Annotated in this window: 15 protein-coding genes; 8 read left to right on the top strand and 7 right to left on the bottom strand. The window is 45.3% G+C overall.

Annotated features, from left to right (window positions below):
- The coding region (locus ACEWB7_RS11805; protein WP_411580815.1) for an integrase core domain-containing protein at nucleotides 1-239 on the top strand (239 nt) is incomplete at its 5' end.
- A 274-nt stretch (nucleotides 240-513) separates the two neighbouring features.
- Here ACEWB7_RS11805 and ACEWB7_RS11800 read toward each other — a convergent pair.
- Complete coding sequence (locus ACEWB7_RS11800) at nucleotides 514-1788, bottom strand: replication-associated recombination protein A (protein ID WP_166137552.1); 1275 nt, start codon at nucleotides 1786-1788, stop codon at nucleotides 514-516.
- 267 nt (nucleotides 1789-2055) lie between these two features.
- Between ACEWB7_RS11800 and ACEWB7_RS11795 the strand changes: the two genes are divergently transcribed.
- Nucleotides 2056-4188, top strand: coding sequence for a putative bifunctional diguanylate cyclase/phosphodiesterase (locus ACEWB7_RS11795; protein ID WP_411580813.1), 2133 nt, complete (start codon nucleotides 2056-2058; stop codon nucleotides 4186-4188).
- A gap of 48 nt (nucleotides 4189-4236) precedes the next feature.
- Here the strand turns inward: ACEWB7_RS11795 and ACEWB7_RS11790 are convergent, their stop codons facing one another.
- Entirely contained in the window at nucleotides 4237-4689 is a 453-nt protein-coding gene (locus ACEWB7_RS11790; RefSeq protein ID WP_004781392.1) for a YcgN family cysteine cluster protein, read from the bottom strand.
- 192 nt (nucleotides 4690-4881) lie between these two features.
- On the opposite strand from ACEWB7_RS11790, the gene ACEWB7_RS11785 reads away from it, so the two are divergent.
- Nucleotides 4882-5040: a DUF1328 domain-containing protein gene (locus ACEWB7_RS11785; protein WP_004647174.1), complete on the top strand. Its 159-nt coding sequence runs from the start codon at nucleotides 4882-4884 to the stop codon at nucleotides 5038-5040.
- Between the two features lie 84 nt (nucleotides 5041-5124).
- On the opposite strand, the gene murJ is transcribed toward ACEWB7_RS11785, so the two are convergent.
- Nucleotides 5125-6675, bottom strand: coding sequence for a murein biosynthesis integral membrane protein MurJ (gene murJ / locus ACEWB7_RS11780; protein WP_171069929.1), 1551 nt, complete (start codon nucleotides 6673-6675; stop codon nucleotides 5125-5127).
- A 77-nt stretch (nucleotides 6676-6752) separates the two neighbouring features.
- Nucleotides 6753-7325, bottom strand: coding sequence for a 1,6-anhydro-N-acetylmuramyl-L-alanine amidase AmpD (gene ampD / locus ACEWB7_RS11775; RefSeq protein ID WP_034704008.1), 573 nt, complete (start codon nucleotides 7323-7325; stop codon nucleotides 6753-6755).
- Between the two features lie 181 nt (nucleotides 7326-7506).
- On the opposite strand from ampD, the gene nadC reads away from it, so the two are divergent.
- Nucleotides 7507-8352, top strand: a complete 846-nt coding sequence (nadC, locus tag ACEWB7_RS11770; RefSeq protein ID WP_034704010.1) for a carboxylating nicotinate-nucleotide diphosphorylase — start codon at nucleotides 7507-7509, stop codon at nucleotides 8350-8352.
- Between the two features lie 87 nt (nucleotides 8353-8439).
- On the opposite strand, the gene ACEWB7_RS11765 is transcribed toward nadC, so the two are convergent.
- Nucleotides 8440-8562 carry a hypothetical protein gene (locus ACEWB7_RS11765; RefSeq protein WP_005232802.1) on the bottom strand — a complete coding sequence of 41 codons (123 nt, stop codon included), beginning with the start codon at nucleotides 8560-8562 and terminating at the stop codon, nucleotides 8440-8442.
- A 149-nt stretch (nucleotides 8563-8711) separates the two neighbouring features.
- Nucleotides 8712-9428, bottom strand: coding sequence for a ribonuclease PH (gene rph, locus ACEWB7_RS11760; protein WP_004781384.1), 717 nt, complete (start codon nucleotides 9426-9428; stop codon nucleotides 8712-8714).
- 195 nt (nucleotides 9429-9623) lie between these two features.
- Here rph and ACEWB7_RS11755 point away from each other — a divergent pair, with 195 nt between their 5' ends.
- A complete protein-coding gene (locus ACEWB7_RS11755) occupies nucleotides 9624-10253 on the top strand; it encodes a TetR family transcriptional regulator (RefSeq protein WP_034704013.1) in 630 nt (209 codons plus the stop codon).
- A 98-nt stretch (nucleotides 10254-10351) separates the two neighbouring features.
- Here the strand turns inward: ACEWB7_RS11755 and ACEWB7_RS11750 are convergent, their stop codons facing one another.
- Complete coding sequence (locus ACEWB7_RS11750; protein WP_004781380.1) at nucleotides 10352-10969, bottom strand: thiol:disulfide interchange protein DsbA/DsbL; 618 nt, start codon at nucleotides 10967-10969, stop codon at nucleotides 10352-10354.
- Between the two features lie 226 nt (nucleotides 10970-11195).
- Between ACEWB7_RS11750 and ubiG the strand changes: the two genes are divergently transcribed.
- From ubiG to ACEWB7_RS11735, 3 genes are read left to right on the top strand one after another with little or no spacing between them, the layout of a single operon-like run.
- Nucleotides 11196-11924, top strand: a complete 729-nt coding sequence (gene ubiG / locus ACEWB7_RS11745) for a bifunctional 2-polyprenyl-6-hydroxyphenol methylase/3-demethylubiquinol 3-O-methyltransferase UbiG (protein ID WP_159124177.1) — start codon at nucleotides 11196-11198, stop codon at nucleotides 11922-11924.
- The gene (locus tag ACEWB7_RS11740; RefSeq protein WP_180025296.1) at nucleotides 11921-12610 is read left to right on the top strand and encodes an HAD family hydrolase; all 690 of its coding nucleotides are present in this window, start codon (nucleotides 11921-11923) and stop codon (nucleotides 12608-12610) included. Before ubiG ends, ACEWB7_RS11740 begins: the two co-directional genes overlap by 4 nt.
- Nucleotides 12611-12658: 48 nt before the next feature.
- Nucleotides 12659-13405, top strand: coding sequence for a YciK family oxidoreductase (locus ACEWB7_RS11735; RefSeq protein WP_411580806.1), 747 nt, complete (start codon nucleotides 12659-12661; stop codon nucleotides 13403-13405).
- Nucleotide 13406 lies beyond the last annotated feature (1 nt).

Here is a 13406-nt window from a genome sequence, read left to right as displayed (position 1 = left end):
AAATCAGTATGGATGGTAAAGGTCGATGGGTAGATAATGTGATGGTTGAACGATTATGGCGGAGCGTTAAATATGAAGAGGTGTATCTCAAAGCTTATAGCAGTGTCACAGATGCGAAAAAGCAATTGAGTGCATATTTTGAGTTTTATAATCTGAAACGACCTCATTCGAGTCTGGACAAAATGACACCAAATGAGTTTTACTATGGTCAGCTACCCCAACAAAACAAGGTGGCTTAACTAGAGCGGAATATCACTTATAAATAAGCTTTTAGTTGTTCAAACATGTGGAACCACCTCTTCTTATGATCGAAAAAATGAATTTTATTAATAAAAATGATCGTTTTTACATTATTCAATGCATGCCTTAATATTACTGCATCCCAGCAACATCCCCAGCAGATGCAATCCATCTGATGTTGCTGACCAGATTTATACCCTTACCCTCTAGGATGTATCTCCCCCAAGACATCCTATTTCAGCCCAATTCTCCTTGAATTGGGCTTTTTTTTGCTTATTGCTGCTGTTGTTCCTGCTGCCAGCGACGTTGTTGCAGACGTTCGCCTTCTACTTCACGCTTATTACGTGCCGATTCGTACAGCTTGGTGCCTTTCAGCTCAGGCGGCAGGTAATCTTGCAGGACAAAATGTTCCGGATAGTTGTGCGGATACAGATAATTTACCCCATAGCCCTGCTCTTTCATCATTTTGGTCGGTGCATTACGTAGATGTAAAGGCACTGGCAAATTGGCCGTTTTTTCAGCCAGATCCATCGCCTTGTTAATCGCCAGATAGGTACTATTACTTTTGGCACTAGTCGCCAGGTAAACCGCACATTGTCCCAGAATAATCCGGCATTCCGGCATGCCAATCGCTTGAACTGAGCGGAAGCATTCGCCCGCCAGCAACAAGGCATTCGGATTGGAATTGCCAATATCTTCTGATGCTGCAATCAGCATACGGCGGGCAATAAAGACCGGATCTTCACCACCTTTGAGCATACGCGCCATCCAGTACAGGGCAGCATCCGGATCACTGCCACGAATCGACTTGATGAAGGCCGAAACCAGATCATAGTGCTGTTCGCCAGATTTGTCATAACGGGCAATATTCTGCTGTGCGACTTTGACCACAATCGCATTGGTAATGATATTTTCCTGGTCAGCCTCAAAGGTACTGGCAATCAGATCCAGCAAATTGAGGGCCTTACGCGCATCCCCAGCGGCAAACTGCAATAAGGCGTCAAATTCTTCAATCTGGATATAGCGTTCCTGCAGAAATTTGTCAGTCTGAATCGCCTGAGTCAGTAAAGTCTGAATCGCTTCATCACTCAGCGCATTTAAGGTATAGACCTGACAACGTGACAGCAAGGCACTATTAACTTCAAAAGATGGATTTTCCGTCGTCGCACCAATCAAGGTAATTTTGCCTTTTTCGACGGCATTCAGCAGTGCATCCTGCTGGGATTTATTAAAACGGTGAATCTCGTCAATAAACACCACGGGCGTCAGCAGATCACCACTTTCTGCAATGACTTCACGCAACTCCTTCACACCAGTATTAAGTGCAGACAGGCTGATAAATGGCCGGTCCACCGCTTGAGCAAGTAGCAAGGCAATTGTGGTTTTACCTACTCCAGGTGGCCCCCAGAAGATAATCGATGGTAAATGCCCTTGGTCAATCATTTGACGTAGAGGTGCATTCTCTCCAAGCAAGTGATCCTGCCCGATAATTTCTGTAAGGTCGCGAGGCCGCAAGCGTTCTGGAAGCGGGATATGACTGTCTGACATCTTATTATTGGCTCAAATTAAATTCTGCTTTCATTCTAACACCGGTAGTTTTGATTCCAATATTTCAAACATTTATGAGAAAAATTTAATTTATGTAAGAAAGCTCTATTTTTTTTACAATGAATGGATTAATCTTATGAAAAGTAGATAAATAGAACATGATTAATTACAGGTGAATAACCTTGTAAATTTCACATTGTCTCATATTAATTAGAATGGACTTGAGCAACTGATTGGATGCTCTTTGGGTGGTATCGGTGGGGATGCATGAAGCATAATAAATCTAGACGAACAACTGCAGAATGCGCTGAGTCGCTTATTTCAACCTCGATACAATCTTCTAATGAGCAACAGGCAAAATTCAGATTATTACAGGACCTAATCAATGATGTGCCACATCCACTCTGGGTGCTGGGCAAAGATAATATTGAATATTTTAATCAGGCACTTTCGGATTATTTAGGCACCAATTTAAGTAAATATGGTCCTAAAGAATGGCAAAGCCTGATTCATCCAGATGATCAACCAGCGTTTTCTAAGCAATGGCATGCTGCCCTGAATCAGCAACAAGGCTTTAATACCCAGTGCCGGATTAAATCGGCTGATTCCAGCTACCGTATGTGTGCCTTGGCTATTAAGTTTCAGCATACCGCGGAACATCTGCTGCAATGGTCGGTATCACTGACGGACATCCATGAATATTTTGAGATTCAGCAACAACTGTCTCAGGTCATTTCTACCCAGAAAAACATGCTGGATGCCAGTGTCGACTGTATTAAAGTGATGTCTCCACAAGGCGAGATCCGTCATATCAATCAGTCAGCCTGTCATAAGTTAGGGATTGATCCTGAACAGCAGCCTGCCCCGCATTCATGGTTAAGCCTGTTACCAGCCGAGGTTAAAAAAACCGGACAACGCGCTTTAAAACAGGCTGCTCAAGGCTTAAATAGCCGTTTTGTAGAAAAAGCTCAGACGGAGAATGAGAACCCAGAATATTGGGATCATTTACTGACTCCGGTATTGGACGAAAATAATATTCCCCAAAATATCTTGTGTGTTTCACGCAATATCAGCCAGCAAAAAATAGCCGAAAGCCGTTTAAAAGCCGTAATTCAGCGTGATGAGCTGACCGGACTGTATAACCGCAATGCCTTTTATAAGACCTTTAAACAGGTGCTGCTAAAAGCCAAGCAACAGCAAATGATGGTTGGCCTGCTCCTGATCGATCTGGACTATTTCCGGCATATCAATGACACCCTGAGTCATATTGCCGGAGATCATTTGTTGCATGTCTTGGGCAAGCGTTTTCAGGCCTGTTTTGGCTCCAACAATATAGTCGTTGCCCGTCTCGGTGGAGATGAGTTTGCCATTCTGGTCAAAAACTTGGAAAACGAAGCCCAGCTGATTAATACCGCACAACTGGCCTATGCTCAACTAGAACAACCAGTGAGTTATGTCGGCCATCGTATGAGTATCGGCATGAGTATTGGTTGTACCGTTTATCCGCGTGATGCCCAGAATAGTTCCAACCTGCTGAAATGTGCCGATATTGCCCTGAATGATCTGAAAAATAGTGGTCGTGGCGGGATTCGCATGTTTAATCAGGAGATGTTCAGATCACTGGAAAACATGACCAAACAACTGACGCTGGCACGCAAGATTATTCATGCGGATCAGATTATTCCTTATTATCAGCCTAAGGTTCGCCTCTCCGATGGTGAGGTGATTGGTTTCGAAGCCTTGCTGCGCTGGCAGGATCAGCAGCATCAGATCCAGTTACCCTCTCATATTTTTTCAGCTTTCCAGGACTATGATCTGGCTTCGCGCATCAGTGAAACCATGCAGCTGAAAGTCTTTGAGGATATGAGCCGCTGGCAGGCCGAAGGTCTGGATATACTGCCGATTTCAATCAATGCAGCTCCAGTTGAATTCCTGCGTGATGATTATGCTGAGAAATTTCTGGCTCGTCTGTCCCGATTCGATATTCCTGCGCACAAGGTTGAGCTGGAAATTACCGAGCAGAGCTTGTCTGAAGGCGGAGCCAATTATGTGATCCGGGCACTGAACCTGCTGAAAAAACATGGAATTCATATTTCTCTGGATGACTTCGGTACCGGTCATTCTTCCCTGACCCGTTTGCAGGAATATCCGGTCGACTGCATCAAGATTGACCGTAATTTTGTAGAACGTATGAACAATGATCCGTCTGCGCTGGCCATTGTCAAAGCCATTACCCAGATTGGTTCCAGTATTTCTCTGGATGTACTGGTCGAGGGTATTGAGAATACCGAACAACTGGACACGCTGATCAATTGTGATTGCCAGATCGGACAAGGTTTTTATTTTTATCGTCCTATGTCTGGATCTTCAGCACAGCAACTGCTACAACAGGCCGCTTAATTTTTTTATTTAATCATTTGACGGGACTGGATTGGATTGCGCTAACAGCTAGCGCACCCAGCGCACGATATATTCATCAATTTCATCTTCATCAATATCGACTTCACTTAGGCAGCGACCAGCAGCGGATTTTTTGGCCTGAATCACGCTTTGTCGTGAACCCGTCTTCAGATAATGCCAGGATGGCAGGCTTTTCCCTTCAGCAACTCGGCGATAAGCACAGCTTGAGGGTAACCAGTGAATAGTGTCCAGTTTCTCAGGTGTCAGCTGGATACAATCCGGCACATATTGCAGCCGGTTCGGATAATCCGAACAGCGGGCAGTTTTGCAGTCCAGTAATTTGCAAGCCACTTTGGTATAGGCGACTTCGTGGGTGTCTTCATCTTCCAGCTTGATCAGGCAGCAAAGCCCACAACCGTCACAAAGCGCTTCCCATTCTTCTGGCGTCAGCTCAGTGAGACTATATTTTTTCCAGAAGTATGGACGTAAGGCATCAGACATAATCAAAACGGCTATGGTAAAAATCAGCTTATTATACCAAGTCTCAACAAAGGAAATGTAGGGACATGAATCTTATTAATATCACGTAAACTATTGTTAAATCAGAGACAGTACATCAACAAAACACTAACAGTGCCCAAAATCGAATATTCCTATACTGGATTTGAGAATAAAAACACATGGAGAATTGATATGTTTCGCTGGGCTATTATTTTTGCTGTGATTGCCTTGATTGCCAGTCTACTTGGTTTCGGTGGAGTAGCAGGCTTATCTAAGGATTTCGCAATTATCTTATTGGTGATTGCCGTTATTCTTGCCATTGTTGGTTTCCTTTCTCGCGGCAAGGTCTAGCGACTGAGTTCTGCTTAAGGAAAAGTTTCCTACAGAAAAAACAAGAGCCATTTGGCTCTTGTTTTTTTATGCGCCCAAAATGGATTACGGTTTGATATGGCGTGGTCTGAAACCAGCAGCGACCAATGCGGCCAAATACGCCACTACCCCGACCACACATAAAATCAGCACTTCCAGTACACGCATCCACTGTGATACATCACCATTGTACCAGCTCAGTGCATAGGCCAAAGCTGCAATCATCACCACATTGGCAAACATGAATTGCACAAAGATTTTTTTCCAGTGTGCGCCAAAACGGAAAATATTGCGTTGATGCAGATAAAAATACAGCAGACCCGCATTGACCATGGCTGAACCGGTCGAAGCCAGTGCCAGCGCCATATGTTCTGCTTCCCAATGAATCAGCTTAAAGAAACCAATAAAGATCACGTTCAGAATTGCATTGGCTGCTACTGCCATTAAACCGACGCGTACCGGTGTACGGGTATCCTGCTGGGCATAAAAGCCGGGAGCAAAGACTTTAATCAGCATAAAGGCAATCACACCGCCACTCATACATTGCAATGCCAGCGCTGTCATCTGGGTATCTTCAAAACTGAACTGTCCACGTTCAAACAATGCCTGAATAATCGGTGTTGACAGCATGAACAAGGCAATACTGGCTGGTAGACCCACCAGCACAATGACTTTCGCTGCCCAATCCATCATGTCGCGGAATTTTTCCGGATTCTTTTCCGTATGCTGTGTGGATAAAGACGGCAGAATCACGGTACCGATTGCCACACCAATCAGACCCAATGGCAACTCAGTCATGCGTTCAGCACTATATAGCCAGGACACTGAACCGTCCTGCATGAAAGAAGCCCAAACCGTATTCAGTAACAGGTTGATCTGGGTGACCGATACACCAAACAAAGCGGGTAGCATCAGTTTCATGATGCGATCCACCCCTTCATGCTTGAAGTCTACTTTCGGTGGAATCAACAGGTTTTTACGCCATAATTCTGGAATCTGGATTGCCAGCTGCAAAATCCCGGCAATGACGACTGCCCAGCCTAGCGCCATAATCGGCTCTGCCATAAAAGGGGTGAGCCAGAGCGCACCGGCAATCATGGCAATATTCAATAAGACCGGAGCAAAGGCTGGCGTACTGAAAGAGCCATAACTGTTCAGAATACTGCTGGCAAAAGCCGTTAGTGACATAAATAGCAGGTATGGAATGGTCAGGCGGAACATGTCTGTAGCCAGCGCAAACTTTGCTTCATCGCCATGGAACCCTGGCGCATAGATATACATGATCACCGGTGCGGCAATGATGGCAATCATGGTCAGGGTGGTCATGAAAGTAGCCAGACAGCCAAAGACCCGGCTGATCAGGATCTGCACTTCTGCATGGGTACGATTGGTTTTATATTCTGTCAGTACCGGAATAAAGGCTTGGGAGAATGCCCCTTCTGCAAACAGCCGTCTGAAAAAGTTTGGAATACGAAATGCCACCACGAAGGTATCGAAATCTTTACCGGCACCGAATACATTCAGTAAAACCACATCCCGGACCAATCCCAGAACCCGCGACAACATGGTCATCGCACTGACAATTACGGTCGAACGCCAAAGCGCCATCCTATTCACCTAATAATTAATTTGGGCCTATTGTAATGAAACTTGCAAAAGAAGTTCATTGCTTAATCACATGACTTCCTGAAGGGTCATGGGTTCTTATAATGTTGTAACTGGGTACGAAAAGCACACCAGTCAAAATATGGTCCCGGATCGGTTTTACGTCCCGGTGCAATATCTGAATGTCCGGCAATATGCTGCTGCATTTTTGGATAATAGTCTTGTAAACAGGCGGTGACTTTGACCAAGGCATCATATTGTGCCTGTTCAAATGGCAGGTCATCACTGCCTTCCAGTTCAATCCCGATGGAATAATCATTACATTCTTTTTTGGCCAGATAGCTGGAACGACCGGCATGCCAGGCCCGGTCATTAAAATTCACAAACTGCAGCACTTCACCAGAACGCAAAATCAGCAGATGTGCAGACACCTGCATGCCTTCAATAGTCTGAAAATACGGATGCACTGACCAGTCCAGCTGATTCTGAAAAAACTGTTCAATATAGCCACCACCAAACTGTGACGGCGGCAGACTAATGTTATGGATCACCAGTAACTGGATGTCGGTATGTTCAGGCCGCTGATTAAAATTTGGAGAAGGGATCTGGCGCGCCCCGAGCAATTGCCCGTCCCGGATTTGAAACTCAGCTGCCTGTTGCATAAAACTGTCCTGTACAAAAATAAAATCTGCAATATCAGGATTGCAGCCGGCTTAATGCTAAAACTTTCATAGGCAAATCTCAATTCATCCCGGCAGGCTGTATGAAAAATCGCTCATTTTAATGTAACGGTGTTAAGATAACGCACAATTTTTCACGGCTAAAAAAGATACGGAAATACTCATGAGCATATCTCAGGCTTTGCTAGAACAGTCGATTCAGATCAATATTCAACAAGCACTCTCCGAAGATATTGGCGATGGTGACATTACTGCCCTGCTGACTCCTGAAGATGAACAGGCGACTGCCACGATTATTAGCCGTGAAGCAATGGTTCTTGCGGGTCAGCCTTGGGTCAATGCCCTGATTCAGGCCTATGATCCGAGTGTAGAAGTGATCTGGCTAAAAAATGACGGCGATCATGTCGCTGCCAATGAAGCTTTTCTAAAACTGGCCGGTTCTGCACGTAGCCTACTGACTGTAGAACGCCCTGCCCTGAACTTTGTACAGACGCTGTCTGCAGTTGCGACCAAAACAGCAACCTATGTCAAAGAGTTGGACGGTCTGCATACCAAGCTCTTAGATACCCGTAAAACGCTGCCAGGCTTACGTATTGCCCAAAAATATGCTGTTGCTGTCGGTGGTGGTCAGAATCACCGTCTGGGCCTATTCGATGCCTTTTTGATTAAAGAAAATCATATTATGGCAGCCGGCGGCATTCGCCAGGCGATTGCCATGGCCCACCAGATTGCACCGGGTAAACCAGTTGAAGTGGAAGTTGAAACCTGGGATGAACTGAATCAGGCCCTAGAAGCCGAGGCTGATATCGTGATGCTGGATAATTTCAGTCAGCAGCAAATGATTGATGCCGTTAAACATGTGGCTGGTCGCTGTAAACTGGAAGCTTCAGGCAATATCACCATTGATAACTTACGTGAAGTGGCGAGTACAGGCGTAGATTATATTTCGATGGGCGTACTGACCAAAGATGTCAAAGCCATTGACCTGTCGATGCGTTTTAATGGTTAAAGTCTTATTATTAAAAAAGGGTGCCACAGCACCCTTTTTCTTATTCTCAAGGATATAAATCATAGAGGTTGAATGGCCTCTACTCTGTTAATTGGTATCACTTCCTCGTTCCATATTTGCACCATCGCGGTTTTCATCACGAGAATTCGAATCGCAGGCAGTTAAACCCAGTACAGCAAATACTGAAAATGCCATCAACCATATTTTCATGTTATACCCCTCTGAATGAGATTTGGTTAAAAGATCATCGCTTAAAACAAGGGTTACACAGTAGACAGATCCTGTTCATTTTTTGTCAGGCAATGTGTAGGTACAATAAAAAACGCATCCGAAGATGCGTTTTTTACAACTTGAAAAGCTTACCAGCCCAAAGCTTCTTGCTGTTTCTTGATCAGTTCCTGAATCCCTTTTTCAGCCATGGCCAGCATGTCATTGCATTGCTCACGGGTAAATGGCTTATCTTCAGCAGTACCTTGGATTTCAATAAATTCACCTGCCTGAGTCATCACGACATTCAAGTCAGTCTGACAGTTTGAATCTTCTTCATAGCAAAGATCCAGCAAGACTTCATCTTTAAAAATACCTACAGAAATGGCTGCTACCAGACCTTTAAGTGGGTCCTGTTTAATTTTCTTTTTCTCAAGCAATACGTTCATGGCATCAATCAATGCTACGGCTGCACCCGTAATTGATGCAGTACGGGTACCACCATCTGCCTGGATCACGTCACAGTCAATGGTAATGGTATTTTCACCAAGTTTTTTCAGGTCGACCATTGAACGTAGGCTACGACCGATCAGACGCTGGATTTCCTGAGTACGACCACTTTGTTTGCCGCGAGCAGCTTCACGATCACTACGGGTATGTGTTGAACGTGGCAGCATGCCGTATTCTGCTGTTACCCAGCCTTGACCCTGACCTTTCAGGAAACGTGGTACAGAGCTGTCCACACTGGCAGTACACAGCACTTTGGTATGACCAAATTCAACCAATACGGAACCTTCCGCATAACGTGTATAGTTACGGGTAATTTTCACTTCACGTAATTGATCTAATGCTCGTTGGTCGATACGCATAATAGGTCCTGCTGTTGACTAAAAATAATTGCGGCTCAGTATAACAGAAGCCTCCGCCAAGATTGGAACAGAGGACAGATCATTTACAAAATCACTGGACACGCTTTGCTTGTATAGATTTTTCAGTCCATCTGCGCTACTGCGATGGACAGATGTTTTTTTGCTAAACTGCAAATCTGCCGAAGGAAAATCCCTATGTCTTTACGTGAAGAACGCAAGCACCAAAGCCGCCAGGCCCTCCTCGATGCTACCTTGGCATTGAGCAGCCGTGGCTATGCATTTAGCAGCATCAGCCTGCGCGAAATCACTCATGAAGTCGGGCTGGTGCCTGCTGCGTTTTATCGACACTTTCAGAATATGGATCAGTTGGGGCTGGAACTTCTGGATCAGGTGTCAATTCATCTCAAAGGTGTGCTGAGTCAGTTGGGACCTGCAGATTTTTCTCTGGATGAGCTTTCAGCCAAAATCGAACTGTTTTTTCAAGCAGTCGATGCCCATCCCGAAGCCTGGACATTTGTCAGTGCCGAACGTTGGGGCGGTTCCAACATTCTCAGACAAGGGATTGAGCGGGAAATTCATTATCTGACCCAAGATTTAAGGCATACCCTGGAACAGATTCCAGCCGTCCAGCAATCTCCTTCTCCAGCCGAATTAACCGCACTGGCACAGATCTTAGTTCCTCTCGCATTAAACTGGGCTATGGGCTGGATTCAGCTTCAGGCACAGCCTGATCCTGCACTGCGGCAAACTCGGATAAATGACTTCAAAGCGCAAAGCCTAAAGCAGTTAGAACTGTTATTTCGTGGAATTTTATCTCAAGCCTGAGATCTCATCTGAGTGAAATCTATTTCGCAGTTCAATTTTATCCTGACATAAAAAACCCGCATATAACAGCGGGTTTTTAGATTCATGCAGATCTGGTGTTATTTAGCTTTACGCTCTTTTTCAACCAGATAATTTACCACTTGAACCACTTTGGCATCATCGCCCTGAACCACATACTTACCATTTACGGTTACCGCTGGTACGCCGCTTAACTGATAAGTCGCAGCCAGATTTTTGGCCTGTGCGATTTTTGAAGAAATCGGGAATGATTTATAAGTGGTATTAAATTTCGCTTCAGAAATACCATAACGGGTATAGAACTTAGCCAATTGAGCCTGTTCCAGAATTGGCTGTTTCTTCGCATGAATATCATGGAATAGCTGCAAATGTGCTTTTTGACGAACACCTAGAGCTTCAGACACATAATACGCACGAGCTGCCTGTTCCCATAGTGGATTCATCGCGGCTGGGGTACGCACGAAACGTACATCTTTAGGCAATTTTTTTAACCAGCTTTGCATGTGTGGTTCAAGAGAATAGCAGTGACCACAGCCATACCAGAAGAATTCACGGACTTCAATTTTCCCCGGCTTTTCAACTTTTACTGGATTCGCCAGGACTTGATAGTCTTGACCTGCTACAAAGTTGGCGGCCATTGCACTGCCAGAAAATGCCAAAACAGATGCGGCTACAGTGCCTAAAATAAATTTTTTCATTGGGATTATCGTCCTCTAAATCATTATGTCTAATTTATGGCTTCACTATAAAGTAATTATGCCGGTTTCGTTTTTATTCTGTGAACTTTTTTACAGCTTTTATCGCTTTTTTTTCCAGAATCGCTACACTAAACAAGTGTACTGACTTACAAGAAGTTAAATCTGTTTATACCGCCTCTGGGCGAACTTAAATTTTAAATAATCACGACTGATTGAGGTAACACCGATGTCGCAATTGAATGTTGATCCACAAGAAATTGCCAAGTTTGAAGCATTTGCAGCTATATGGTGGGATCAGCATTCCGAGTTCCGCCCATTGCATATGATCAATCCCCTGCGTCTCAACTGGATTGATGAACATGCTGGTGGCTTGAGCGGCAAGAAAGTGCTGGATGTGGGCTGTGGCGGGGGCATCCTGTCAGAAAGCATGGCGCGCCGTGGTGCTCAGGTGCTGGGCATTGATATGGGCGAAGCGCCACTGAATGTGGCCCGCATCCATGCCGAGCAGGAAGATGTTAGCAATATTGAATACCGTCAGATTCCGGTAGAACAGCTGGCAGAAGAGCAAGCCGGTCAATACGATGTGGTTACCTGTATGGAAATGCTGGAACATGTACCTGATCCAGCCTCTATTATTCAGGCCTGTTATAAACTGGCCAAACCTGGTGGCCATGTCTTCTTCTCGACCATTAACCGTAATCCAAAATCTTATCTGTTCGCGATCATTGGCGCAGAATATATCCTGCGTATGCTGGCCAAAGGTACACATGATTACAGCAAATTCATCAAGCCGTCTGAACTGGCGCACGACATCCGTAATGCCGGTTTAAAACTGAAAGATATGACTGGCCTGCATTATAACCCGCTGACCAAGCGTTACTGGCTGGCACCGAATGTCGATGTAAACTATATGGTGTACACCGTTAAAGAAAACACGCAAGAGGCCGCCCAATGAAGGCGGTTCTATTCGACCTGGATGGTACTTTAATTGATACCGCGGCTGACTTTATCCGGATTATCCAGCATATGTGCCGTGAAGCCGGCCGTGACGTGGTAGAAGCTGATCTGATCCGTACCCAGGTTTCAGAAGGTGCCCGCGCTATGGTCAAATTGGTCTATCCGGAATTGCAACTGGAAGATCCAGTGTTTTTGAATCATCGCCAGCGTTTTCTGGATATGTATGGTGCAGATATTGCTGTGGATACAGACCTGTTCAGCGGAATGTATCCTTTACTTGAAGAGTTAGAGGAAAATGATATCCCTTGGGGAATCGTAACCAATAAACCGCGCTGGTTGAGCGAAGCCTTACTCAAAGCTTTAAACCTGACCGAGCGCTGTGCCGTACTGGTCTGTCCGGAAGATGTGACCCGAACCAAGCCAGATCCGGAGCCAATGTATCTGGCTGCCGAGCAGTTACAGCTGGCTGCAGAAGACTGCATCTATGTCGGGGACCATCCACGTGATATTGATGCAGGCCGCAATGCCAAGATGTATACCATACTGGCAGCATACGGTTATTTACCACTGCAATACAAAGATGACTTAACAGCCTGGCAAGCCGACTATATAGTGAATACAGTGAATGAGTTACATCAGCATATTCAGAAACTGGTCTTGAGCGAGCCAAGTGTCCTGTCTTGATTCCTGAAACTACTGAAGACACTTAACAATAATAATGAGGAGGTAGTAATGAAGTATTCAGAATATCAACCTCGCCCCGATCTGTTAAAAGATCGTATCATCCTGATCACGGGTGCGGGCGATGGCATTGGTCGTGCAGCAGCAATCAGCTATGCCCTGCATGGGGCGACTGTAGTTCTGCATGGGCGTACCTTAAACAAGCTTGAAGTCATTTATGACGAGATTGAAAGCTTGGGGGCGCCGCAACCTGCCATTCTCCCATTGCAGTTATCTAGCGCCTCTGAACGTGATTATGAATTATTGCTCGACACGCTCGATCGTCAGTTTGGCCGTCTGGACGGGATTTTGCATAATGCCGGTATTTTAGGCGAGCGAGTGCCACTGGCAGATTATCCGGTTAATGTCTGGGATGATGTCATGGCGGTTAACCTTCGTGCGCCTTTTGTGATTACCCAAGCCCTTTTATCCCTGCTGGAAAAATCCAAACATGCTTCTGTGGTCTTTGCCAGTTCCGGCGTAGGTCGTGAAGCCCGGGAATGCTGGGGCGCTTATTCAGTTTCAAAAATTGCCATTGAAGCAGTGAGCCAGTTATTTGCCAAAGAACGGGTCAATTCGAATATCCGTTTTAACTGTATCAATCCAGGCGCTACACGTACGGCAATGCGTGCCAAGGCTTATTCGAATGAAGATCCGAAAACCTTACCGACACCGGATTCCATCATGCCAGCCTATCTGTACCTGATGGGTGAAGATAGCTTGCATATGAACGGTCAAAGTATTGATGCGCAGGACTAAT

It is taken from the genome of Acinetobacter sp. NIOH-H-8, assembly GCF_046635365.1.
Classification (GTDB): domain Bacteria; phylum Pseudomonadota; class Gammaproteobacteria; order Pseudomonadales; family Moraxellaceae; genus Acinetobacter.
Note: the sequence above shows the minus strand (reverse complement) of the source record. Positions and strands in the feature narration are given on the sequence as shown.

Bases quoted from the DNA above. Each gene is read 5' to 3' on its own strand.
- ACEWB7_RS11800 (WP_166137552.1), bottom strand. From the start codon at position 1,788: ATGTCAGACAGTCATATCCCGCTTCCAGAACGCTTGCGGCCTCGCGAC.
- ACEWB7_RS11795 (WP_411580813.1), top strand. From the start codon at position 2,056: ATGAAGCATAATAAATCTAGACGAACAACTGCAGAATGCGCTGAGTCG.
- ACEWB7_RS11790 (WP_004781392.1), bottom strand. From the start codon at position 4,689: ATGTCTGATGCCTTACGTCCATACTTCTGGAAAAAATATAGTCTCACT.
- ACEWB7_RS11785 (WP_004647174.1), top strand. From the start codon at position 4,882: ATGTTTCGCTGGGCTATTATTTTTGCTGTGATTGCCTTGATTGCCAGT.
- ampD (WP_034704008.1), bottom strand. From the start codon at position 7,325: ATGCAACAGGCAGCTGAGTTTCAAATCCGGGACGGGCAATTGCTCGGG.
- nadC (WP_034704010.1), top strand. From the start codon at position 7,507: ATGAGCATATCTCAGGCTTTGCTAGAACAGTCGATTCAGATCAATATT.
- ACEWB7_RS11765 (WP_005232802.1), bottom strand. From the start codon at position 8,562: ATGAAAATATGGTTGATGGCATTTTCAGTATTTGCTGTACTGGGTTTA.
- rph (WP_004781384.1), bottom strand. From the start codon at position 9,428: ATGCGTATCGACCAACGAGCATTAGATCAATTACGTGAAGTGAAAATT.
- ACEWB7_RS11755 (WP_034704013.1), top strand. From the start codon at position 9,624: ATGTCTTTACGTGAAGAACGCAAGCACCAAAGCCGCCAGGCCCTCCTC.
- ACEWB7_RS11750 (WP_004781380.1), bottom strand. From the start codon at position 10,969: ATGAAAAAATTTATTTTAGGCACTGTAGCCGCATCTGTTTTGGCATTT.
- ubiG (WP_159124177.1), top strand. From the start codon at position 11,196: ATGTCGCAATTGAATGTTGATCCACAAGAAATTGCCAAGTTTGAAGCA.
- ACEWB7_RS11740 (WP_180025296.1), top strand. From the start codon at position 11,921: ATGAAGGCGGTTCTATTCGACCTGGATGGTACTTTAATTGATACCGCG.
- ACEWB7_RS11735 (WP_411580806.1), top strand. From the start codon at position 12,659: ATGAAGTATTCAGAATATCAACCTCGCCCCGATCTGTTAAAAGATCGT.